The following is a 23,078-nucleotide window of genomic DNA, read 5'->3' as shown; positions in this document are numbered from 1 at the left end:
CTTCACGCGTGCTCCTCCGACGACTGTGCGGCGTCGAGGAAGGCGTTGTCGGCGCGGTTCTTCCGGAAGACGTAGAGCGCGGTGTGTAACGCCGTCGTTGCCAGGGTCGCCGCCACGACGAACGAGGCGGGCCGCCCGAACAGGGCAACGAGCGGCGAGATTGCGATCACACCGATACCCGACAGGACGCAGAGCACCTGGAAGGTCCGGCGCATGGTGCGCAGGTCGTCGGTTTCAGGGGCCGCCATTGGCGTGCGCAGGAGGTCGAGCCACAAAGGCATCAGCTTATTCCCTTCAGCTTGATTTCGGAGAGCTTCAGGACGCGGCCATTCTGGACGGCAACGGCCGGGGTGTGCCGAATGCCGAGTTTGCCGGTGAGCCGACCTTCCTGATCGAAGTAGAAGCGCCGCTTGCGGTTGGTCATCTCCTCGATCGGCGAGCCGTTCACGAGGATGATCTTGGCTTTCAGGTCGCTATACTGCGACGTCGCCCATTCCATCTGTGCGGCGTCATCGCCGTCGACGAAAACAAGCGCTTGATGGACCGCCACGAAATCGAGCGGGTTCACGGTCTGGCCGGCACGAGCGATGTAATTGCCCTTCTGGTCCTGCACGTCTCGCTCGATGACGATCGTCGGATCATAGGCCCAGCTGCGTGGCTCCGTTGCCGCGGTGATACCGGCGACGGGCTTCGGCCGACGCACGCGCGCCTCGGACCGCTTGGCGAACTCCGCGTTCATGCGGTCGATCCCGCCGACGGCTTGGAGACGCTGCAGGCGGGCCTCGATCGTCGTCAGCAAATCTGGCTCGATGATCGGAAAGACCTGGCCGATGACGCCGTGATCGCTCGCGCGCGTTGCCGAGGTCAGCGAAATCGATAGGAGGGCGACGATTGCGAAGGAGTCGATCGCTCGCTTCACAGGATTGGCTGCCCAACGCCGACAATCTTGTCCGAGCAGGCGTAACCGATCGCGGCATAGCGGCTGTCGAAACCGTCCTTGTGCGGGCTGCCGACATAGTAGCAGCCCTGCGGGATCACGCCCGTCGGGCCAGCAACCAGAGGCTCGCCCAGTTTGGTGACAGGCTTCATGTGGCTGACGAGCTTGCCGGCGACGAACACATCCGCGCCGCGGTGCACGACGGTGTCACCCGGCATGCCGTAGACAATCTTGCCGAACATCTGCTTCTTCGCACCGAAATGCTTGATGACGAGCGGCACGGCAGGCGGCACGAAAAAGACGTACTCGCTACGCTTGGGCACTGCCGTCTTGTGAATCACGAATGCCCAGTTTGGCAGCGATTCCGACGCGTTGATGAGCAGCCCGTGCGTGTCGCGCCACTCGGCGATCGCGTTCAGCGAGATCCCACCGGCGACGAACAAGCCAAGCGCTGCCCAGAGGCGTTTGCGGGGACGGAAGCCCGTGGCCACTGCTGGCGCCGCAATTGCCTTACTGGCCACCGGGACCGCCAAAGCTCGAGACCATTGCGCCAGCAACCGACGGATCAACCGGTGCGACGTCCTGCGCAGTGGCGGGGGCAGGCGCTGCGGCAAAGGGGTTCGGCGCGGCGGGAACGGGTGCGACTTGCGCCATTTCGACAGGCGCGATCGCCGGCGCGGCAGGCACCTGACCCTGCATCATCGACCCCATCTGCGCGGGCGTCGCCGGCATCGGTGTCTTTACGCCAGACGCGTAAACGGCTCTCGCGACGTCGGCGGTGATGTCGGGCACGCTCTTGGACAGCACAGCCTCGCCGACGAGAATGACCTGGCCAGCCGCACCGCGACGCTGCAACTCAGTATCGAGCGATGCCATGAACGTGCGCATCTGCGCCTGGACCTGGTCGGGCGGGGTCGCGCTACGGGCCTGCGCCTGGACGTACTCGCCAACGATACGGGACAGGTCTGCCTTAACGATGTGCTGCGGCTTCTCAGCAGTCACAACCTTGGTGACCCACATGGCCCAGACCAGCGCCAGGACGAGGGCGGCAGCAATCAGCAACTGCGCGGCGGTGTAGCCGGCGAACACCGTCTTGCGCCGAACCGTCACAGCGACAGGCGAAGCCATGGGTTCGGCCGTGGGTGTGGTTATCGTCTCGGTCATGCGCGATGCTCCCGGCGAGCAGCGTCACGCGGCAAAATGGCGTGACGGCGAAAGAAGATGATCGCGCCGGTGATGACCATATGAACGATACCGACGATCATCTTGAACTGGTTCACGCGGTCGGCATCGGCCGCGAGGTAGCGGCTGGTCAGGTTCTGCAGATGGTTCATCATGCCATCGAGCGAGAAGCTGCCGATAGCCAAGAAGAAGAGGACGAATACGCCCCACGTCATCAGCAGCGTCGTGGCCAGGAAGCCGGCGAAGTGCAGGCCGAAATAGAGAAAATAGCCGTAGTCGACTTTGTGTGTCGTATGGAGAGGCTGAAGAACGGTTGCCATAGCTGTCACTCCGCTGCGATTCCGAAGCCTTCATCCGCTGCGGTCTCGGTCCATTTCTCAGGGTTGTCGGGGTAGGCGATCCGCTCGATCGCCTCTTCCATCGTCAGGCCTTGCGCGAGCAGGTCGTGGATCGCCGCAAACGTGCGCGGAGACGACGAGTAGACCGTCGCCGAATAGGGATCGAGGACGAGCCGACCGACCGCCAGCGTCTCCGGTCCCTTGATCATCACGTCGGAATACTCGGAGCCGTTCCGCTTCAATGAGCGGAGCAGCGCGTCGGTGTAGTCGTCCATCTCGAAGCGATCGTGCTTCTTGAAGTCGGCGATCGTCTCCGCCTTCTGCTGCAGGATGACGAACCAGTCGCTGTTCTCCAGCGCCGCCTTCGATCCGTCCGACTTGTAATAGTCGTTTAGGCTCTGCGTGGCGGTCACCAGCGACGCGCCGTATTTGCGGCAGGTACGCGCATAGGCTTCGATGAAGTCGGCCATCGAGCCGCCCTTCAGCATCTGCCACGCCTCATCGAGCAGCAGCGCCTTGGGAACCGAGCGGTCCTCGCGGCGCATCGCCTGTGACGCCATGAACATGATCGCCGTCAGCGCGACGCTACGAAGCTCCTCCCGTGACGAAAGGTCCGACAGCTCGAACACCGTCAGGTTGTTCTTGAGCTGGAAGGACACCTCGCCCTCGAAGAAGCGGCCATAGGTGCCGTCGGTCGAGAAGGGGCGCATCGCGATCGCGAGATTGATGGCGAGCGGGTTTGTGGTTACGTCGAGGGCCGCGATGACATCGTTAACCGAGCCCTGCCGGCCTTTCTCTGCCCAGACCTTGTTGATCGCGCCGTCGATCAGGCCGCGCTCGGTATCGTCGAGCTTGTCGATGTGACGGGCCATCTGGTTCACGATCGATTTCAGCATCGCGAAGCAGTCCATGAGGTAATCCTCATCGGTCTCCGCCAGCACCGGATCGATCATCGAGAACGGGTTGATGCAGAAGCCCGACGACATCGTGAACTCGACGAACGCGCCGCCCTGCAGCTTACAGGAGTGCTCGAACGACCGGCCGTCGTCGATCACGACGACCTTGGCACCGGCGCCGACCATCGAGGCGCACAGCTCCTGCAGTGCCACCGACTTGCCCGAGCCCGACTTGCCAAAAACCGCGACGTTGTGGTTGCCGGCGGTGTTCTCGAATGGCGACCAGAAGAAGGGCTGACCGCGCCGGCCGATCAGCATCAAATGCGGATTGTTGCCACCCAGATATTCGCCTTGGAGCGGCATGAGACTTGCCGCCGTCGTGGTCAGGACGGTGCGTAGCCGCTTCATGTTCTTGAGGTCGAACGACAGGCCATTGGCCATCGTCATTGGCATTGCGGCGAGGACGCCCTGGATCTGTAGATAGCGATCATCGAGCAGGTCCCAGCCTGCCGCGCGGTACACCGACTTCAAGACACGCTCGTTGGCGTCGCCCTTGCCCTTCGAGCTGAACGAGGTGACCGAGTAAAAAGCCTGCACCAGCTTGCGGCCCTGGCGCAGCTCGTCCTTCACGAAACGCCACTCCTCGGACTGGTTTTTCAGCTGTGGCAACATGCGCGCGGACTTGCTGTCGGCGAGGCTGGTCGTGCGCATGAACTTCCGGCCGGCGCGCTGCCCGGAGGCTTCGGCGTCCGGGAAGTCGAGGCACAGGTTGGTCGACACCGGGCAGGGCATGCGCAGCTTGTCGGCGAACATGTCGCCAATGAGCTTGGCCATGTCCCAGGGCGCCCAGCGCTGCGGCAGGTTGCGCACCGAGAAGGAGCGCACGTCAAACGTGTCCGGGTAGATCTCGCCGATCTCCGGGGCATGGTCGACGGTCTTGCCAGTCGGACGGAAGCGCTCGGTGCGTAGGAGAATGCGGTCCGGCTCGATCTTCATTTCGAGGTCGTGACGCACGGCCTGGTCGGCGATCGGGTCGAACGGATTGTAGGTGATCGTGTCGTCACCGGGTGCCGTCGTGGGCGAGGTGATGTCATCGATCCACGAGATGAGGCCCTTTGGGTCGACGGCACGGGCGTGAACGCCGAGCGACTCCAGCGCCGAGATCAGACCCTCCATGACCGAGGTGATTTCCTCGTTCGAGACGCGGCTCGATTCCGGGGTCGAGTAGGACAGGCCGAGGCGGTGATTGCGCAGGCAAAAGGGAGCTGATGCCGACAGCGAATTCCAGACGCCGCCCATCAAATACTCGGTGCGGTGCCGCGCCATGCGCTCGTAGATGCCCGACGCCGAATAACGCGGCATGTACCACTGCGAGAGCTTCTCGCTGATGCGTGGGCTCATCCAGCCATGGACCTGTAGCGCGCCGGGCGTAGGAATGCCTTCGGACAGCAGCTGCGCCAGCATCTCGTGGCTCTGCTCGGTCGCGCCAATCATTGGCGTGGCTTCGAGGAAGAACCCGCGCGAGGCGCTGTTGTAGTAGATCTGCGTCTTCGGATCGTAGCTGCGGTACGGCAGCCAATGGACAAACCGCGGGACAACCGAGTCCGGACGGCCGTTTTCAGGCTTGGCGGAGTCGCCGAGGAGCGTGGAGAGTAGGCCTTTGAAGATGCTCACTGGACAACTCCGGGGAAGGAGGACGCGCGCAGCACTGGCAGCGGGTTCGCCGTCTTTGCCGCCTCACGCGCTTCAGGTTCGGCGCGAGCAAGACCTGCACGAATCGCAGGGTTGGCGCCGACTGCGGCGATCGCGGTGCGACCAGCCGGAGTTACATACTTCGGCGCCGTGAGTGCCGAGGTTGACGTAACGGCCCGACGTACAGGCGCGGGTGAGGAAAGGGGCTTGGAGGCGGTGGTCACGCCAACCGCAACCGGCAAGTTTGGCGTTGGGGACGCTGACTTCGAGCCATAGGTCACCGCGGACTGGGTGAGGAGTGCCGATGGCGACACCGAAAGGCGCCGCGGCGCTTTTGATAGCCGACGCGCGACCTGATCCTTGATGTCACCAACCGGATCAGCCTGAACGCGAGCGGCAGCAACCGCAGCTGCGCTTGGCATGTCCGGATCAGCAGTCGCGGAATCCTCCATGAAGGGAGGATCCGCACGGTCGACAGCTGCAAGCAGCGTGTCGCCGCCCGTTGCCGCCTGAACCTGTGCCGGCGTCGTCGCGACAGCGTTGCTCGCCAGCGCGCGCTGCCATTCGCCGCGCTCGACGACGGCATGGACCGCGGTCTGTTCGTGCAGGCGGCCGGCACCATCGATCTGCGCCGGGAAGACGATGCGAAGGACGCGCTCCTGGCTACGCGCAGGCGCAGCGGCAGCGGTATCGAAACCGCGGCCGGCACTTTGCGGCGCGCTGTAGGGACCAGCGGGCGTAATCATACGATCGCCATCCTCTCCGGCGATCATCGCCAGAGCGCGATCATCGATCGTCGAACTGGGCGCGCAGATGCCGTCGGGCGCGACACAGGTGAAGCTGCCCTTGATGTTGCCGCCCATTGTCGTGCAGCCGGTCATCATGGTGCCGGAGGCAAGGGCGACAGCGAGACAAACATGAACCTTATTCACGACCGGCCTCCAGCGATGAAGGAGGCGAGCGCCTCCTTGGGACGATAGCCCTCGATCATTGCGCCATCGGCGCGGACGATGACGGGTGTGCCGTTCAGACCGTGCGAGCGAGCGAAGCGCTCATTGGCATCGAGGCCGGAGGTGTCGCAGGTGGCAGAGTTGCGCAGCGGCTCGCCGGCATAGGCCTGGTGGAGCGCGGTCTCGCGGTTCTTGGCGCAATAGACCTGATTGGCGAGGTCGCGGCTGCCGAGAACGGAGATCGGACGTTCGACGACACGCACGTTCATCGACCGCAGCGTGTTCGAGAGCGCACGGCAATAGCCGCAGCGGAAGTCGCTGAAGACCGTTACCGTCTTGCCCGACTGGTTGCCCCACACGATTGCGCCGTCCTTGGGGAGGCCATCGAGCGAAATGCGCGAAGGTGCGGCCGGGGCAGAAGCGCCGACAGCCTTGGCAATGGGAGGCTCGCCGCCCTCGGGTGCGTTGTTGGCCTTGGCTGCACCGCCAATCAGCGTGTCCGGATTGATCTCGAGGAGGCGGGTTGCGGTGAGATCCTGCCGCGTCTCCATGTCGTAGACACGACCGATGACGAGGTAGCGTCCCGAGCGATCGACGTAGAACAGGTTGTTGCCCGCCGTCACTTCGCAGAGGCCGTCGACGATCGCGCAATCGACCTTGCTGACCTGCGTCTTGGGCAGGCGAGCCTTCAGAAGGGCGATCACCGATGCGTCGGCGGGACGAAGCGCGGCATAGGCGGCTTTCGCGCCGATCGCGGCCGCGATGAACGCCGCGACGATCGCAAGAAGAACCAGCACCCGACCAACGGTCAGGTGCCTGTCGGCGCTGCTATCAGTTCCGAACATAAACACCCTCCAGGAAGACGATTTCGACGTCGACGCCGGTCGGCATTTCGATGACCGGCTGGTACTGTTCGGCACGCTCGATCAGATACTTCGAGACCATGTCGCCGGCCTCGCCGACGCCATTTCCGATCCCGCCTTGCGCAATGTCGCCCATGCCGAGCTGCGGGCGTTTGCCGTTGACCTGAACATTGTTGCCCTGCAGGAAAGAGTTCGAATTGGCTGCGAAACCCTTGCCGATCCCACCGACAAGACCTGCAATAAAGGCCTGGCTTACAAGCGACCCTTCACGGCTGACGACACGTCCGCGAACGCCGGTCTTGCCACCGAACGCGATGAAACCCTTCACCTCGGACACGGCATAGCGCCCGCCCGGCTGAGGGCAGGTCATCTTCTGTAGCTTCACGTAGACCTTCTCGCTCGAAAGCTCCGCGCGCGCCGCACCGTTGATGAGGCAGCCCTGGATCCTCGTCGTGAGCAGCTTACCGTTTTGCAGCACCGACCGCGCGGGGCCGGTGACGCGAAGGACGACGGGCAAAGGATCGGTCTGGCTGTTGGTGCCGGCTGCGGCATCGACACCAACGATCACCTTGGCGCTCGCAAAGCTGTTGGGTGGAAGGTAGTTCGGACTGTCGGTGTAGACCGTGCTGCCCTTGGAAACCTTCGAGGCATTACCGGCCTCGGGGGAGCCAAAGGAGACCATCTTAACTTCGCTGAGGCGCGCGGGCGGAAGGTCCGGACCGGCAGTAGCGCCTGCCGCGCTGGGGCGACCGTAGAGGGCGGCACTGCCAGGGCCGTACATCGCCTGCGGCCCGGGCATCGGGGCAGGCGCTGCGGCACGCTCGTTGACCTGCCGACGCAACTGATCGTTCTCGGCCTGATAGGCGGATACGACGCGCTGGCCATCGCTCGACATCGACTGGTTCTGCGCGCGCATCGCGTCGAGCTGCTCGGCTAGCTGCGCGACGCGAGCGTTGGTGCCCTCGACACCCTTCAGCTGATTTTCGTTGGACTGGAAGCGGTTTTCGGACTGCGCCATCCACTCCTGCTCGGACTTGGTCTTGTTGGTCATGTCGCTGACCGAGACCGTCTTCTTGTCCGCGCTATCGGGATTGATCTTCTTGACCGCGTCGTCACCGCCGAAGATCCAGAAGGACGAGGCCACTAGGACCACGCCGCACCCGGCAGCGAGCTTCATCTGCTGCTTCTTGCGGGTCTCAACGTTGCCATCCAGTTCCGATGCGATCGGGGATACACCGTCGATATCGCCGGCTTCGGGAGCGTCGAGCGGCTTGCGCTCGCGTGAGAAGATATCCTTGATGCCCATGGCTTAGTTTCCGTTCCGCGAGACGAGGTAAGCGGTCGTGACCCGACCGGGCGCGAGCTTGGGTTCGGCGATCGAGACCGCGAGCGCGCTCGATGGCGCCACGCTGGCCTCGGTCAGCACCGTTTCCTTGGTGCCCTTGTTTTCGATGCGCAGGACGCGGCCGGTGAGAGCGTCGCCGCGATATTCAGCGATCATCTGAACCTTGAGGTCGCCGACATAGACTGGCTTGAGCGAGCGCCGACGCATCTCGAAGCCGTCCACCGTCTTGTTGGCGTACATCGCCTGCACCAGCGTTACAGCGGCCTCTTCCGGCGAAGAGGTTTGTGCAACCTTGGTGGTCGTACCGGCTTCCGCAGCGTCGGCCTTGGCAATCGCGGGGTTCGAGACGAACACCTGCACCGCCTGGTCGCCGCTGATCCGGCACTGGAACTTGTAGACGTAGCCGCGCTTGCTGGTGCCGAAGAACGACAGGAGTTGGCGACCGAAGCCCTCCGGGACCGACAGGTAGATGTCGCCCCGGATCGGCTCGTTGACGACGGAGAAGTCGTCCGAGGGGTTGCCGGTATTGATCTTGGACACACCAGCGAACTCGTCACCGACAAGGCTGATCCGGGTGAGATCCTTGGCGGACGCGTTGCAGGATACCTGCGCACCGTCGTCGGCCATTAGCGTCTGGTCGCCAGCCGCGAAGGCGGGGGCCGCAAAGACGAAGATCGCCACGGCAATTAGAGCGGCACCGGCGATGCGGCTCAGCCAGCAAAAGTTGCGGCTGGAGAGGGCAGTGCCGAGCGCAGCGCTGCCAAAAGCGTAGATTGCGGTCACATCGCAGCTCCCGGACGGGTCTTGGGTTGGACCATGCTGAAGCCGACGAGCTTCAGGGTCATGCCGGCATATTCCCAGTCGTAGACAAAGGTCCGCTGCTCGGATGACACGATTTTCTGGCCGATGACGGTGTTGAGCTTGCCCGACACGGTGGACTGAAGCGCCTTGGGGTCGATCTCCATGCCCTCGAGCGTAAAATACTGCGACATGCTGGAGCCGCGCTGCTCATCGACGATCTTGAGGAGGTCGGCTTTGATCTTGCCCTGCGACTTGGGCGAGACCATCGCGAGAACCGACTTCATCCAATAGTCGAGGCTGCTCGGCGTGCGGTTAAGCGTCAGCACGGCCGTGTCGCGGGTCACAAGCTCCAGATACTCGCGCGAGACGCCCGACGTGGACAGCGTGACCGGCGAGCCAAGAACAGGCTGCAGCACGATTTCGCGGCTACGTGTCGCCGACATCAGGAGCAGAAGCGCAACAAAACCGGCAAGAACCAGTGCGGCTATACCGAGGACATTACGCTGGCGAAGGACGCGCTGGCTTTGCGCGTGCTGGTAGGAAAAATCCATGTCAGCCCACCATTAGTCGGAGGTAGGAAGGTGGCGTGGCGCGCAGCGACGGGAAGCCGCCTGGCAGATGCCAATACGCCAGATGAATCAGCCACGACGTTGCCCGTCCCGCCTTTGCCCTCCTAAGGGCCCACCAGCCTAGGACGGCTAAGCCGATCCCGATGACGATGTGTTGGGACAGGATCCCCCAAGTGAAGGGGATAACCATCGCGAGGAACTCGTCGAGCGTCCAGAACCCGATCAGCTCAGGATCGTCGAGGTGCGATGGGATCACGTACTTATCGGCTGACATCACGCCACCTTCAAAGACGGTGTCGGCGAAGCTGCTATCAACGCCAGCACCGGGTCGGGTCAGATGGTGGCGGTGACGGTCGAGGTGACGATCGGAATGCCGGTACCGGCGCCGACGCCCACACCGACCGGGATCGCGACCTGGCCGAGCGAGAAGCGGCCCGAGGCTAGGCCGACGACGCCGCCAGCGAGCGACAGGACGGTGATGATCTTGCCGCCCGAACCTTCGAGGAAGCCGGTGAAGGCATTGAGTGCCGTGTTGAACGTAGCGTCTGCACCGGCGAATGCTGGCGAAGCGAGAACAGCGGCTGCTGCTGCCGCACCAACGACCGCCAGGGCGGTCGTCTCGGCGCGACGGCCGATCTTGAACGTGGTCTTCATGATAAGGAGTCTCCTTCGATCGAGCGCTGTTCAGCGCGCCCAAGAGGAGATTGGCCGGCAGCAATCTTCAGTCGCAAACGGAAATCGTCGGAACATTGCTAACGCTTATGCATTTCTTAACATTTCGAGCCAATCTTGCCTTTTGCGAATCACCTTGCCCGACTGGGCCGGGCGCCCGCCCGGAATTTCAGGGCACCTGCCCGAAAAACGCGGGCGGCCTGTTTTGGGATACCCGGTCATCTAGTTTGGCACCCAGATCGTAACTGGTTTAGCTGTTACGCTGCAGAATGCGGTTTTCGCCTTTTGTGAGTATGCAAGGGTCCGGAGTGCACCCGGGATTGGAGGTTGACCAAAGTGACGGCTGAAAAGGCGTTTTATATTTCCGTCTCGGATCACTATTTCCGGCTGACCACTGAAGGTGTCAGACTTCTGTCGAACAAGCATCGTTCGTATTATTCTTTGCCTATGGTCATAGACGAACGCGCCGAGCGTGCTTCCGACTTGGTAAATAGCTATGACGCTGAGGACATGCGAAACCATCTTCGCATAATCTCGAGCGAGGGGGAGGTCGAGATCGACTTCTCTATCCTAGAGGCGAGCGCCAGCACGATCGAGGCAGCTGCACTCTCGCTTGGTAAGGCACTCGGGCAAAAGGTTCTCTTAGCTGACGCTGTGTCGCTGATACTTTTTGACCTCATTGTTGAACGGAATGCTACGGAGGTTCTCACAAAGCTTGGGCTTTCCGCTTCTGAGGCCGAAAATTATCGCGTTTCCCTAAAGAAGAAAGCTGCGAACGTCATCCCGTTGCGACCTAAACGGCCATAACCACTTGTTTCGAACCAGCTTTAGGGTTGCCTTTTACGATTTGGTGAGTCTACCCATAAGCCATCAGCCGGGAGAATGGCGATGGGCGAAGCGACGCGAAGTTGGGCGGAAAACCCAGCGGGGGCAATTCCGAGTTTCGAATTAGAGGATTACATCCTAGCCAGGATGGACCTTGCACGGGTAAGCGTCAGGGAACTGGCGACATTGACAAAAATCGGTCGGAGCCGTCTCCATGACGGGCTTCACCGTAAGGTCGAAAAGCGTGTCGCTCTTAAGATGCCTGAGATAGCAGCTATCCTCGAGGCATTGGGCATCAGCAAAATCGAAGCAATGTATGCTCAGGATCTGCTCCAAAAAAACGAGGCGGGAGTCGAACTAAGAGACCTCCTGAAGGTCATATCAATGGTACTCGGCGTCGTGACCGGCCTTCCTGAGCAGATCATTACCGTTGTAAGGCATGTTGACGGTCTCGGGTTTGACGATGTTCGACCTGAGCACGGCGAAGCTGCTCAAGAGCTAATAGTACGAGCCATAGAGGTGGAATACCAAAAAATCGGTATGCGCCGGTCCAAACGGCTCGACGAGTTTGGGGAGGAATAACGGGTCCCGAACGGCTCATTTGGTTATGCCGGGATGGCACCGTTTTCCCCCTCTCGCGGACTCAGTGAGATAGGGTAACTGAAAGCACGAGCGATACTTTAAGCTGCTACTCTCGGCGAGGGGGGGGCGCGTCGCGTGGCGACGTACCTCTCGTGCTTTCAGTTACTCTATCTAATGAAGCCCTTTTTTTGGTGCGTCCGACATACGGAAACTGAAAGCACGAGAATTTCCTCGTCAAAGAAACCGAAAGCACGAGCCAACGCGAGCGACTTCCCATGCCGCTGCCGTTTAGGCTGTCGCTATCGCCGAGTCCGGAATCACGGGAGGCGATCTCGAGGTCGCTTGGCCTCGCGAAACCTAATTGAGGGAATGCCGTGCAAAGAAGAAAAGCCCGGCAATAGGTCGGAGCTTTCGGAATTTCGGAAGTGCTGCGTAACAACAGCGGCATAGCCAAATTACGATGATGCAGCGGGAATGCGTGCCTAGCGCGCCACGGACTTCTGCGTCCGCACGGAAATCCAAAGGGGGTTCTCCGAATGAATGCTATTACCTTCGCTCCAGGGGCTGGCCATCGGCGAGTAGACGAACGCACAGCATCGACTGGACGGATCGCTGAAGGCTTTTCCGGGCTTCCCGAACGCGTAAGTCATCGGCATGTTCTTACAGCTTTTAAACGTGCGGCTCCCTATATTGGTGTACCATCTCGCCTTGTGCATGCGGTTGACACACTGATGAGTTGGTCGCGGGAGGTAGACTGGAGTGAGGGACAGCGCCCGATTGTCTTTCCCTCTAACGAAACGCTCAGTCAAAAGCTTGGAATTGGCATTCGGCAGCTTCAAAAGCTGCTGAATAGTGCAACGCGGTGGGGTCTGGTTGCACACCGCGACAGCGCCAATGGCAAGCGTATCGGAGCAAGGGGAAAAGACGGCCGGCTGATCTATGCTTACGGGATAGATCTTAGCCCGCTTGGCGTGCGCTACGATGAATTCGTCCGCCTAGCTGACGAGGGGACAGAGGCGGACTTGCGCATAAATGTTCTTCGAAAGCGTCTTACCGCAGCCCGCCGCCGCATCAGCAGCCTGGTGCAGCTTATTATCGACGAGGAGATCGGAGGTGTCGATGCAACCGGCATCATCGAAAGCACTCAGTTGGCTACTCACCAGATGCGGAAGGTTCGGGATGAACGTCTGCTCCAGGCGTGTGTTTCAAAGCTGGAAGGTCATGCGGCAGCGCTCGATGAGCGCATTAGGACGGTTTCGGCGAGGGATAACGAGAAACGGGAATCGGTAAAAGATTCACCCTCGGGCGTCTTAAACGACACCCACTATACAACTACAAAACAACCACCCATTGCTAAAGCAACATACTGTAGAGGCTTGGCGAGAAGCGGTAGTGAGCGAGGCTACGACGTCCGTAGCAACGAGCCGCAAAGTGAAGTTGAGGCGGACCTAGCCCATCACGGCGTTGATCCGAGCTTTATTGCCGCCGTGGCTCCCGAGTTCATTTCGTATCCTCCCGAGCAAATGACATGGGGTATTATCATCGGTGACGCCGAGAGGCTCATTGCCCAAGCTGCAATCCCAGCCAATGTTTGGCGTGAGGCTTGTCGACTAATGGGTCAGAAAGGCGCGGCAGCCTCGGTTATCGCGACGGCCCATAAGCACGTTCGAGGCGATGTCGACCGCCCCGGAGCATATCTTCGCGGCATGAATAAGAACGCCGCCTCGGGAAAACTGAACTTGGGGCGGACTTTTCATGGCCTGAAGGACCACGCCAAAAGGCAACCAGTCCGATCGCTATCGAGCAGCTCAGACCTTCGATCCGTAGGCCAGCTTTTGGCGACGGCGCTGAGGTCTGGAAGTCGGGTCGGGCCGGCATTGCTGTGAGTGAGGATAGGGTAACCGAAAGCACGAGGCCTAGCGTCTCCTTTCGTTGTACCCTGACGAGATCCGGCGATCGCGACCGATTGAACCGCCAAAGCTCGTGCTTTCAGTTACCCTATGTTCGACTAGGGGTGATTCTAGAGGATAGGATGATAAGAAGGGGGTGTATTGCAAAGGGGATCGATGATGGCGAAATCACCAGCGATAGCGCGGCAGATTTCACTGTTCGACATGGACAGCCCGCTTCACGGAAAAGTCCGCGGCGAGCGGAGCATCATGGACTACCCGTTCTTCGTGCTTTCGAAGAATGCGCACCTTGAGCCTATCGAGTACAAGCATGACCAGGTGACCATTCAAATCCGGCCAAGCGCAACCGGTGTTGCGACAATGTGGGACAAGGAAATCCTTCTGTATGTTGCCTCCCTCGTTGCGCAGGCGATAGCTGATGGCCAGATCTCAGATGAGGACGTGACTTTTTCAGCTCATGACTTCTTTCGCATCACCGGAGTCGAGCGACCGTCGGTACGCGATTACCGGCGGTTTGGTGAAGCGCTGGAACGCCTTCAAGGCACTCAGATAAAGACGAATATCGAGACCGGATCAAAAATCGACCGGGGCTGGTTCTCGTGGCTGTCCGAGGCGCAGGTCGAGTACGAGAAAATGGCGAACGGGGACGAAGTCCTTCGCTATGTGCGCGTCCGCCCATGCAATTGGCTATACCGCGCAATCAAACGTGATCAGCGGATCTACCATTATCACCATGACTATTTTCGTTTGGGTGCAATCGAACGTCGTCTTTACGAAATTGCCCATTGTTACTGCGAAGCTGGTCCAATCGACATCAATCTTGAGGAGCTTCATCACAAAATTGGTTCTATGGGTCCAATGAAACGGCTAAAGCAGCTTCTCAAGAGCATTGAAGCAGAAAACCGGCTACCAGAGTATGATGTCAGCTTGATTGAGGTCGTATCCGGCGAACGAACAGACTCGATTGGTCGTCGCCGTAAATCCGTCACTACGTCGGTTCGCATGAAGCCTAGGCAGAGGTCAATTTCTGCTTAGAAGCGCTGCATCGCGGCGACCTTGGTATAGCCCGATGACCGATTATAGATCGGGGAAGGCGAGCGAGCTGGCGACGTCAGCCGCGACCAGTTCGCGATAATGGCTGAGACGTAAGCCTGTGTTTCGGTGATGCGCGGGACCATGCCGCCGTGCACGCGACCTGGACCTGCGTTATAGGCGGCCAGCGCCAAGTGAACTTGGCCGAAACGATCAAGCTGCTGCCGAAGATAACGGGCACCACCACGCATGTTCTGCAGCGGATCATACCGATCGACGCCGAGGCCTACCGCCGTCCCCGGCATTAGCTGCGCGAGGCCGTAGGCGTTCGCCGTCGATGTCGCGATCGGATTGTACCCGCTCTCGCGGATAATCATCGCATCGAACAAACCGGTCGGGATACCATGCTCGCAGGCCACCGCGCTCATCATCCCATAGTAGGCGGCGCGACGCGCCTCCGCACTCCGTGCAAGAAACCCTGACGGACGGTAGGACAGCGGAGCACAACCGGGTTTGAAAGAGACGGGCTGGACGATGATCCCCCCGCGTAGCCAGCCCGGAACCTGGATAGATGAAAACGCCGCAACACCCGTGGGCTCGCCACTCAAAATAGGAGCATCCACCGGGGTTACCGCCGCTGCGGCCATCTCCTGCTGCATGCGGAACTGGACGTAACGGCGACTAAGATCATGGACCTGAAAGGCGTCAGGCAGCGGCGACGCCTCGACTATTGCCGCTGCTGCTGGGATCCCGGGCAAAGAGCTCGTTGCTTCGGTCGGCAGGCTCCCCGTCATCGAGATCAGCTGAACCTTCCGGAACGCCGACGCCTTTGGAGCGGCACCGGCTTGCGAACCGACGATTAGAGCGGCGCAGAGGCCAGCAGCAGCGAGTGGATAACGCACGGAAAACCCCAAATGGCCTTGATGTCGAAGAGTTGAGATCAAGCGGTTTGTGCTTGTCAAGACCATCAGGCCTGACGAAACTGACCAAGATCAGCGCCTAGAGGTCACCCGAACATGTGGTTGATTCACCGCGATACCGATGGAAACAGCCGGGATCGGATCCCACTACCGGCACCGCTCCATGAGGCGCTGGTGCGCTGGTATGTCGGCGAAGGCTCGTTCCACGACGAACAGGCCGGCGTCACGCTCGTTCAGAATGCCCGGATTGGTCATCGCTGGATCGCCTGCGGATGTCTGGGACCGGGAATGGCCCCGCCCATCCTGACGCCAGCATATCTCTCCGAGGCCGAAACCTACTATTTGCGCCGGTTGACCAGCACCAAGCGGCCGGAACACCGCAGCGATTGTCCCTTCTTCCGCGACCAGGCCACTAATCGCATCACAGAAGTCAGGTCGCACAACACCCCGACCGATCCTCCGTCAGGCTTTTTCGAGGTTCTGCGACCAGCGCCGGAGAAGCTCGCACAGCGGCCTGAGGACGACAGTCTCGACGATCGGACCCGCAACGCCTCGACCCCGCGGCTCGCGCGGCTCCTATGGCGCCTGCTCGACAGCGCCGGCTGCAATACGATTGCCCCGTTGGGTATGGGCTACGAATGGTCGATCAGAGAAGAGTTCGCATCGCTCGGCCGTGCGGCCGCCAAGATCGAGATCGCGCCGGGCGTCGAGCTGGCCAGGGCATTCTGGACACACGCGCGTCCCCTCGAGACGAACACGGTCTATGGCACGCTACGCTCGCTGGCGCCGAAGTGGCCCAAGACGCATGCTCCGCAAGGCTTCGTGGCGCTCTATGCAAAGGCGATCAAAGGCAATGAAATCCATGTGCCTGACGGTGAACCGGTCACCATCGCGACGCGCGTCCAGTCGCCCTCGATCCGGGGTAACCACATCAGCGGACCGTACATCGTCCTTGTCGTCGCTGGCGAATATCCCGAGGCGCGCGGTTATGCGCCCCTGCGCGCCTATGCGCAGCCGATCTACAACGGACGTATGTTCGTGCCTGTCGAGTCCGACTTCGATCGCAAGGCGCTACGCGCGATCCTCGATACCCAGCGCGTGTTGCACGCCCGGGGTGTAGACATGGCAATCAGCAAGCCGCTCTTCGATTCAATGACACCAAACGGCCCCTGCCGGCCAGACTTCATCCTGGAGGCGAGGTCGCGCATGACGGGGGAATTGCGGACGGTGGTGGTGGAGGCGATGGGATTTGACAGCGACGAGTACGAAGCTGCCAAAGCGGTAACGCACCCTCGCATGGCGGTCCTGGGTGATCTCGTAACGCTAGATAGGTCCGAAATGGATCAGGATTCTGCGTCGACCAAACTGCTTCGGGTTCTGGATATTTGAGCGATCAGCTCCAAGTCATCGTCGCAGCGAAATAACTAACAATTCCAAGCGTTACCGGTGTTGACAGTAGATACAGCTTTTGCCAGCGCCACCACGCCTTTGGCAGGAAAAGCACGGCGCCACGAACACTACGAACATCTTCCCATGCCTTGTCCCGGTACAAACCGTGGACCGTCACGGAGACTGACATAGCCATAGCGATTGCGCAGCACATAGCCGCTGCCAGATAAATGGCGATCCAGTTGGCAATCTCGCCTTCAGAAAACTGGTTCATCGACACCTCGCATGAAAAAGGGCGCGGTCGACAAACCGGCGCAGAATGATTCTAGTTCCAAGAGCAGCTTAGCGGCGAAATTTTAGCGGCTGGTAAATGAGACGGTGCGCCACTTGGTCCGTCAAAAAAATGGAGTGGAGAGGGAGGGTAAGAAAAGGGTCGCGGAAAGCGGCGTTAACCTTCCACCCCAGGGCGGCCGGTAAAGGCAGCCTTTAGCACGAGGCCTGTAGCCATGACCAAGTACGTCCTTTTCATAAGGGACCACGGCGCCAAGGACGTCCTGGATTTCCATCCGAGCGAGATGTCCGCCAAAAAGGCTCTGGCCGCCTATGTGACGAAGAAGACAGGGCGCGATCTGCCATCCGACCCGGAAGCGGCTGTCCAGGAGATCGCCAGCTACTTCGATCGTGACAAAACCTTCTACGCGATCGCCGGCTCCCCTGCCGGTGCGCACTAAGGGGTATGGGACATGGCTATCATCGCCAATCGACCATCCCAGCACCTCGTCGATCTGGTCGGCGCGCTTGGCGGCACCTGGCACGGGAACAGCGCGATGTGTCGGTGCCCCGCGCATGCCGACGGTACGCCAAGCCTCTCGATCAGGCAGGGTGACCGCGGCCTGCTGGTGACCTGCTTTGCCGGGTGCGACGCTGGCGACATCCTGCGTGAGCTGGACCGGATACCGATCGGGCGCCGATATGAACCGCCCGTTCCGGCCCAGGCAAAGGGTACGGCCAACATCGACCGGCTGTGGAACGAGGCGGTCAGTGTCTCCGGTAACTGGCCGAGCGCTACCTCGCCTCGAGGGGGCTGTTGCCGGTGCCAACCGACGTCCGCTTCCACCCGCGCTGCCCGCTGGGTCCCACACCGGTGACTGTCTTCAAGCCGGCACTGCTGATCGGAGTCCGTGAAGCGCAGCGCCTGGTCGCCTTTCAACGCATCTTCCTGAAGCCCGATGGAGGCTATTCCCAGAAGGCGACGCTCGGCACGCTTGGTACCGGGGCATGGCGGGGCGGTGGCCTTAGTGCGACCATCGGCCTGGCCGAAGGATTCGAGACGGCGCGCGCCTGGTCCCGGATCCGCGGACTACCTTGCTGGGCAACGCTCGGCTCGCGCCGGCTCGATCTCGTGACGATCCCTGACAGCGTTACAAAGCTGATCCTCGCGGGCGATAATGACCTCCCTGGACGCCGTGCGGTCGCGCGAAGCATTGCCCGCTTCGTATCCGACAGTCGTGTCATCCAGGTCGATTACCCGGTGGGCCACAAGGACTGGGCCGAGGCGCTCGAGGCGGCAGAGAGAGGAGAGGGAGGAAGACGGTAAGCTGTCGGATTGGCAGCATAACCTGAGGGAACCTGCCATGTTCGACCTGCTCGATCTTCCGCCCGTCACCGATCACAGTGCAGCGGCACGCATTGCCGGGTTGCTGGCATCGGGCACGCCGATCGCCCGCCGCGATCTGAACGAGGCAATGACAGCGGCCTTTGGCGGCTCGGACGCCGACGGCCATTGGACGCAGCGCGACAGCTTCGAGATGCTCGAACATGGCATTGCGCTCCATCTCGCGTCGCGGCCGTACCAGCTCAATGGCATGGCGGACGTGGCACAGGCGTCGGCGATCATGGCGATGCTGCCGACCCAGACGGTGCGCAGCGAGGAACAGATCGACCTCCAGCAATTCTCGACGCCGGTCGATATCGCGGCGATCGCGGTGCTGATGGCCGCGATCGGTCCGCACGACATCGTGCTCGAACCCAGCGCCGGTAACGGCTTGCTGATCGTCCAGGCACCGGCGTGCGCCAGCCTGCAGCTGAACGAGATCGACGCGAAACGCCGCGACCGCCTCGCCGGCATTTTCCCGGACGCGATCGTCACTGGTCACGACGGCGCGGCACTGGTCAGTCTGCACGCGCGATTGCCGAAGCCGACCGTGGTGGTGATGAATCCGCCCTTCTCGCGCAGCGTCGGTCGCGGCGCCGACGATCTTGCAGCACTTCGCCATCTCCAGGCAGCGATCCGGCGGGTTGCAAAGGCCGGCCGGGTAGTCGCGATCATGCCCGACTGGTTCGCGCCGAGCGTACGACTGAAGGCCGCCTATGAGGCGGTGCTGACCGGCTGCACGGTTCGGACCTCGCTGCGGCTGGAGCATTGCTACCGCAAGCACGGCACCGATATCGCGGTGCGACTCTACGTCATCGACAAGGTGGCAGGCGGCACATCGCACACTGTCATCCAGCGCAGTTCGGTCGCGGGTTTCCTCGACGCCGTAACCATCCCGCCGCGGGCCTCGCTGGTGGCTGATACCCGGATAGCGGCACTGCCGGTGCCCGAACCCAGCCTGTTCGGCGCGGCACGGCAAGCCAAGGCTAATGTTGCCCGCACCTATCATGCACCGGTGCGCAACAACGTACTGCCGGTCAGCTACAGAACCCTGGCTACGGCCGCACCGCTGGCCGACCAGGTCGGTTGCTATCTGCCCTACCGGCCAAGCCGGATCGTGTTCGACGTCGCCGGCGACCACCCGACCGCGCTAGTGGAATCGGTGGCGATGGGCTCGATACCCGCACCGATTCCGACGCACATTGCCCACCTTCCGGAGCGCACCGTGACGGAGCGAATGCTGTCCTCATCGCAGCTCGAGACGGTGGTCTACGCGGGCCATGCCTGGGGTCAGCTGCTCCCCGGGTCGTTCGAGCCTGCCAAGGAAGGCGTCGGGCTCACCATCGATCCCGAGGGCAGCCGTTACCGGAAAGGCTTCTTTTTGGGCGATGGCACCGGCGCCGGCAAAGGAAGGCAGGTCGCGGCATGCATCCTGGACAATTGGCTGCAGGGCCGTCGCCGGCATATATGGGTGTCAAAGAACGAACCGCTGCTCGAAGACGCGCGTCGCGACTGGACCGCGCTCGGTGGCATGTCCGGGGACGTACAGCCGGTCTCAAACTGGAAGATCGACCAGCCGATCAGGCTGGACGAGGGCGTGCTCTTCGTCACCTACCCGACGCTGCGCTCGATGCGTTCCGACCATAGCCGCCTGCAGCAGATTCTCGATTGGGCGGGCACCGACTTCGACGGGGTGATCGCCTTCGACGAGGCCCATGAGATGGGTGGCGTCGCCGGTGGCGAGGGTGCCATGGGCAAGAAGGAAGGATCCCAGCAGGGCATCTGTGGCGTGCTGCTTCAGAACAATCTGCCCGGTGCCCGGGTCCTCTACGCTTCGGCAACCGGCGCATCCGACGTGAACAATCTCGCCTATGCGGTGCGGCTTGGCCTGTGGGGACCTGACACCGCGTTCGCAGACCGTGAGGCGTTCATTGCCGAGATCCGTAAAGGCGGGATTGCGGCAATGGAACTGGTGGCGCGCGACCTGAAGGCGCTCGGTCTCTATACCTCGCGGGCGCTGAGCTTCGCCGACGTCGAGTACGACGTGCTGCGGCACGCACTGACGCCGGCGCAAATTGAGATCTACGACACCTATGCCAAGGCCTGGAGCGTCATTCACCAAAACATGGAAGAGGCGCTGGAACTGACTGGCGTCGTCGACGGGTTCAAGAAGACGACGCTCAACAGTGGTGCCAAGGCCTCGGCACGCTCGCGGCTGGAATCGACCAAGCAACGCTTCTTCGGCCAGGTACTCCTATCGATGAAGCTGCCGACCGTCATCGCCGCGGTAGAACAGCATCTGAAGGCTGAACAGTCGGTGGTGTTGCAGCTGGTCACGACCGCCGAGGCGATCCTCGACCGTCGCCTGGCCCAGATGTCGGCCGACGAGCGTGCGGATCCGACGATTGACCTGTCTCCAACAGAATACATCGCCGACTATCTGATGCGGGCGTTCCCGACGCGGCAGATGCAGACCTATACCGATGACACAGGCACCGCGCGCTCGGCGCCGATGAGCGATGAGTTCGGCAATCCGGTCCATAACCCCGACGCGCTTGCCGCTCGCGACCAGATGCTCGAGCACATCTGTGCACTGCCTCCGATCAAATCCGCACTCGATGCGCTGATCGAGCATTTCGGCACCGACATGGTGGCCGAGGTGACGGGGCGCTCCCGGCGTCTCGTACCGACGTCGGACGGTCGCCAGAAGATCGAGACCCGCTCAGGGCGCTCCTCCCAGGTTGAGGCCGCGGCGTTCATGGCCGGCACCAAGCGGGTGCTGGTGTTCTCCGACGCTGGCGGCACCGGGCGTTCGTACCATGCCAGCCTCGATGCAAAGAACCAGCAGCAGCGCGCCCACTTCCTGCTCGAACCTGGCTGGCGTGCCGATCGCGCGATCCAGGGGCTTGGTCGCACGCACCGTACCCATCAGGCGACGACACCGCTGTTCCGGCCGGTGACCACCGACTGCAAGGGCGAGCTACGCTTCACCTCGACGATCGCGCGGCGCCTCGACAGCCTTGGCGCCCTCACGCGCGGCCAGCGCCAGACCGGCGGGCAAAACCTGTTCGACCCGGCCGACAATCTCGAAAGCGAGTATGCCAAGGATGCACTCCTGACATGGTTCGCTCTCCTCGATGGCGGCAAGCTGACCAGCACGACGATGGACGACTTCTGCTCGCGCACCGGCCTCGAGCTGCACGACAATGACGGCGTCCTGAAGGAAGAGCTGCCGCCCATCCAGCGCTGGCTTAACCGTTTGCTGGCCCTGCCGATCGGGCTCCAGAACCTGATCTTCGACGAATTCCTGGCACTCGTCGAAACCCGCGTCGCCGCAGCGCGCGAAGCCGGCACGCTCGATGTCGGCGTCGAGACGATCACCGCGGATACCGCGACGGTCCTCGACGACACGCTGCTGCGCACCGATCCCCTGTCGGGCGCGACCTCGCACCTTCTCACGATCGAGATCGCGCGCCGCAAGAATCCCATCTCGCTCGAACGTATCCTCGACCTCGCCAAATGGCAGGACGACGTCGCGTTCGTGGTCAACGCCCGGTCGGGGCGCGTCGCCCTCCGGACCCGGGCACGGTCGTGGATGGACGACGATGGCCAGCCGATCGCGCGCATCGAACTGCAGCGTCCCTGCCGGCGTGAGTATCTACGCGAGGCCGACCTGCTCGAAACGGCGTGGGACGTCGTCGACCGTGAGGCCTTCGAGGCCAAATGGAGCGCGGAGGTCACCGAGGCGGCGGGTCAGGTCGATACCGAGACGATCCGTCTGGCAACCGGCCTGCTGTTGCCGATCTGGTCGGCGCTGCCGTCGGACCATCTCGCGGTGAACCGGATTGCGGACGCCCAAGGCAATTCGTGGCTAGGCCGCCTCGTATTCGACCAGCACGTCGTCCAGCTTTACACCAAGCTCGGGATTGCCAAGACCGACGATCTGCCGGTCGAGGCCATCGCACGTTCCGTTCTCTCAGGGCGCAGCGTCGACGTCGTGCGGCCGTTCCCGATGACGCTCCGGCGATCGATCGTGAACGGCAACCCGAGAGTGGAGATCGTGGACGCACCCGCCTCGCAGCTGCCTTGGCTGAAATCGCTTGGCTGCTTTACCGAGATCATCGCCTACCGGACCCGTGTCTTCGTGCCGGCAACTGATGCCGAGACGGTGCTCGGCCGCGTCCTGAAAGGGGTCACGACGCGAGAGTGAGTTTTGCTTGCGCTAGACGAGCACAGAACGTGTCCCCAAACCGGATACCCACCACGGTTCCCGGTAAATCATCAAAACGGTGAACTGCCGGACATTTTGACGCTGGCTGGCGCACCATCGTTTGACGCTCAATGGCGGGAACGGCCTAAAATTCTGCCGTTCAGTAACTCGGCTCGGCGTCTTCAAACCGGCCATCTGCCGTGCCGAAATATTCCCGCTTTCCCATGTACGATAGGCTGTTTTGGGAAAATTAAATCGGGAACAGATTTCGGGAAAGTAGCACCCCTGGGCGCATCAAGAGAATAATTCTG

Annotated in this window: 23 protein-coding genes; 8 read left to right on the top strand and 15 right to left on the bottom strand. The window is 61.6% G+C overall.

The features are described from left to right. Positions 1 to 2: 2 nt before the first annotated feature. Genes AC3D24_RS21015 through AC3D24_RS20955 form a run of 13 tightly spaced genes read right to left on the bottom strand, consistent with a single transcriptional unit; the run spans position 3 to position 10,227 of the window. Positions 3 to 281: a hypothetical protein gene (locus tag AC3D24_RS21015; RefSeq protein WP_489033397.1), complete on the bottom strand. Its 279-nt coding sequence runs from the start codon at positions 279 to 281 to the stop codon at positions 3 to 5. Next, entirely contained in the window at positions 281 to 919 is a 639-nt protein-coding gene (traW, locus tag AC3D24_RS21010; protein ID WP_489033395.1) for a type-F conjugative transfer system protein TraW, read from the bottom strand. Before traW ends, AC3D24_RS21015 begins: the two co-directional genes overlap by 1 nt. Then, entirely contained in the window at positions 916 to 1,428 is a 513-nt protein-coding gene (locus AC3D24_RS21005; RefSeq protein WP_489033393.1) for a S26 family signal peptidase, read from the bottom strand. Before AC3D24_RS21005 ends, traW begins: the two co-directional genes overlap by 4 nt. Positions 1,429 to 1,447: 19 nt before the next feature. After that, positions 1,448 to 2,101, bottom strand: a complete 654-nt coding sequence (locus AC3D24_RS21000) for a TrbI F-type domain-containing protein (protein WP_489033392.1) — start codon at positions 2,099 to 2,101, stop codon at positions 1,448 to 1,450. Then, the gene (locus AC3D24_RS20995) at positions 2,098 to 2,439 is read right to left on the bottom strand and encodes a hypothetical protein (protein ID WP_489033391.1); all 342 of its coding nucleotides are present in this window, start codon (positions 2,437 to 2,439) and stop codon (positions 2,098 to 2,100) included. The genes AC3D24_RS21000 and AC3D24_RS20995 overlap by 4 nt, the downstream gene beginning before the upstream one ends. Positions 2,440 to 2,444: 5 nt before the next feature. Then, a complete protein-coding gene (traC, locus tag AC3D24_RS20990) occupies positions 2,445 to 5,027 on the bottom strand; it encodes a type IV secretion system protein TraC (RefSeq protein WP_489033389.1) in 2,583 nt (860 codons plus the stop codon). Beyond that, positions 5,024 to 5,977, bottom strand: a complete 954-nt coding sequence (locus tag AC3D24_RS20985; protein WP_489033388.1) for a TraV family lipoprotein — start codon at positions 5,975 to 5,977, stop codon at positions 5,024 to 5,026. The genes traC and AC3D24_RS20985 overlap by 4 nt, the downstream gene beginning before the upstream one ends. Continuing rightward, complete coding sequence (locus tag AC3D24_RS20980; protein WP_489033387.1) at positions 5,974 to 6,840, bottom strand: DsbC family protein; 867 nt, start codon at positions 6,838 to 6,840, stop codon at positions 5,974 to 5,976. Before AC3D24_RS20980 ends, AC3D24_RS20985 begins: the two co-directional genes overlap by 4 nt. Then, positions 6,827 to 8,164, bottom strand: coding sequence for a TraB/VirB10 family protein (locus AC3D24_RS20975; protein WP_489033385.1), 1,338 nt, complete (start codon positions 8,162 to 8,164; stop codon positions 6,827 to 6,829). The genes AC3D24_RS20980 and AC3D24_RS20975 overlap by 14 nt, the downstream gene beginning before the upstream one ends. Positions 8,165 to 8,167: 3 nt before the next feature. Beyond that, the gene (locus AC3D24_RS20970) at positions 8,168 to 8,986 is read right to left on the bottom strand and encodes a type-F conjugative transfer system secretin TraK (protein ID WP_489033384.1); all 819 of its coding nucleotides are present in this window, start codon (positions 8,984 to 8,986) and stop codon (positions 8,168 to 8,170) included. Then, complete coding sequence (locus AC3D24_RS20965) at positions 8,983 to 9,555, bottom strand: type IV conjugative transfer system protein TraE (protein ID WP_489033382.1); 573 nt, start codon at positions 9,553 to 9,555, stop codon at positions 8,983 to 8,985. Before AC3D24_RS20965 ends, AC3D24_RS20970 begins: the two co-directional genes overlap by 4 nt. 1 nt (position 9,556) lies before the next feature. After that, positions 9,557 to 9,847 carry a type IV conjugative transfer system protein TraL gene (traL, locus tag AC3D24_RS20960; protein WP_031439148.1) on the bottom strand — a complete coding sequence of 97 codons (291 nt, stop codon included), beginning with the start codon at positions 9,845 to 9,847 and terminating at the stop codon, positions 9,557 to 9,559. A gap of 59 nt (positions 9,848 to 9,906) precedes the next feature. Beyond that, positions 9,907 to 10,227: a TrbC/VirB2 family protein gene (locus AC3D24_RS20955; protein ID WP_489033380.1), complete on the bottom strand. Its 321-nt coding sequence runs from the start codon at positions 10,225 to 10,227 to the stop codon at positions 9,907 to 9,909. A 345-nt stretch (positions 10,228 to 10,572) separates the two neighbouring features. Here AC3D24_RS20955 and AC3D24_RS20950 point away from each other — a divergent pair, with 345 nt between their 5' ends. The 4 genes from AC3D24_RS20950 to AC3D24_RS20935 all read left to right on the top strand — a co-directional run bounded on the left by AC3D24_RS20950 (position 10,573) and on the right by AC3D24_RS20935 (position 14,597). Then, on the top strand, positions 10,573 to 11,052 hold the full coding sequence (locus AC3D24_RS20950; RefSeq protein WP_489033378.1) for a hypothetical protein: 480 nt from the start codon (positions 10,573 to 10,575) through the stop codon (positions 11,050 to 11,052). A gap of 81 nt (positions 11,053 to 11,133) precedes the next feature. Next, the gene (locus AC3D24_RS20945) at positions 11,134 to 11,652 is read left to right on the top strand and encodes a hypothetical protein (protein WP_489033376.1); all 519 of its coding nucleotides are present in this window, start codon (positions 11,134 to 11,136) and stop codon (positions 11,650 to 11,652) included. Between the two features lie 536 nt (positions 11,653 to 12,188). Beyond that, on the top strand, positions 12,189 to 13,538 hold the full coding sequence (repC, locus tag AC3D24_RS20940; protein WP_489033375.1) for a plasmid replication protein RepC: 1,350 nt from the start codon (positions 12,189 to 12,191) through the stop codon (positions 13,536 to 13,538). 183 nt (positions 13,539 to 13,721) lie between these two features. Further along, the gene (locus AC3D24_RS20935) at positions 13,722 to 14,597 is read left to right on the top strand and encodes a replication initiator protein A (protein ID WP_489033373.1); all 876 of its coding nucleotides are present in this window, start codon (positions 13,722 to 13,724) and stop codon (positions 14,595 to 14,597) included. Here the strand turns inward: AC3D24_RS20935 and AC3D24_RS20930 are convergent. Next, positions 14,594 to 15,388, bottom strand: a complete 795-nt coding sequence (locus AC3D24_RS20930) for a lytic transglycosylase domain-containing protein (RefSeq protein WP_489033371.1) — start codon at positions 15,386 to 15,388, stop codon at positions 14,594 to 14,596. The two genes, AC3D24_RS20935 and AC3D24_RS20930, sit on opposite strands and share 4 nt — an antisense overlap. Positions 15,389 to 15,610: 222 nt before the next feature. Between AC3D24_RS20930 and AC3D24_RS20925 the strand changes: the two genes are divergently transcribed. Next, positions 15,611 to 16,903, top strand: coding sequence for a DUF8535 domain-containing protein (locus AC3D24_RS20925; RefSeq protein WP_489033370.1), 1,293 nt, complete (start codon positions 15,611 to 15,613; stop codon positions 16,901 to 16,903). 4 nt (positions 16,904 to 16,907) lie between these two features. Here AC3D24_RS20925 and AC3D24_RS20920 read toward each other — a convergent pair whose 3' ends face one another. Then, positions 16,908 to 17,177, bottom strand: a complete 270-nt coding sequence (locus tag AC3D24_RS20920) for a hypothetical protein (RefSeq protein WP_480962278.1) — start codon at positions 17,175 to 17,177, stop codon at positions 16,908 to 16,910. A gap of 232 nt (positions 17,178 to 17,409) precedes the next feature. Here AC3D24_RS20920 and AC3D24_RS20915 point away from each other — a divergent pair, with 232 nt between their 5' ends. From AC3D24_RS20915 to AC3D24_RS20905, 3 genes are all read left to right on the top strand, one after another. After that, positions 17,410 to 17,634 carry a hypothetical protein gene (locus AC3D24_RS20915; protein WP_489033368.1) on the top strand — a complete coding sequence of 75 codons (225 nt, stop codon included), beginning with the start codon at positions 17,410 to 17,412 and terminating at the stop codon, positions 17,632 to 17,634. Between the two features lie 362 nt (positions 17,635 to 17,996). Then, complete coding sequence (locus AC3D24_RS20910; RefSeq protein WP_489033366.1) at positions 17,997 to 18,500, top strand: DUF7146 domain-containing protein; 504 nt, start codon at positions 17,997 to 17,999, stop codon at positions 18,498 to 18,500. Positions 18,501 to 18,537: 37 nt separating this feature from the next. Then, on the top strand, positions 18,538 to 22,767 hold the full coding sequence (locus AC3D24_RS20905; RefSeq protein WP_489033364.1) for a strawberry notch-like NTP hydrolase domain-containing protein: 4,230 nt from the start codon (positions 18,538 to 18,540) through the stop codon (positions 22,765 to 22,767). The last annotated feature ends 311 nt before the right edge of the window (positions 22,768 to 23,078 follow it).

The sequence above is a fragment of the Sphingomonas sp. SL1004 genome (assembly GCF_057815015.1).
Note: the sequence above shows the minus strand (reverse complement) of the source record. Positions and strands in the feature narration are given on the sequence as shown.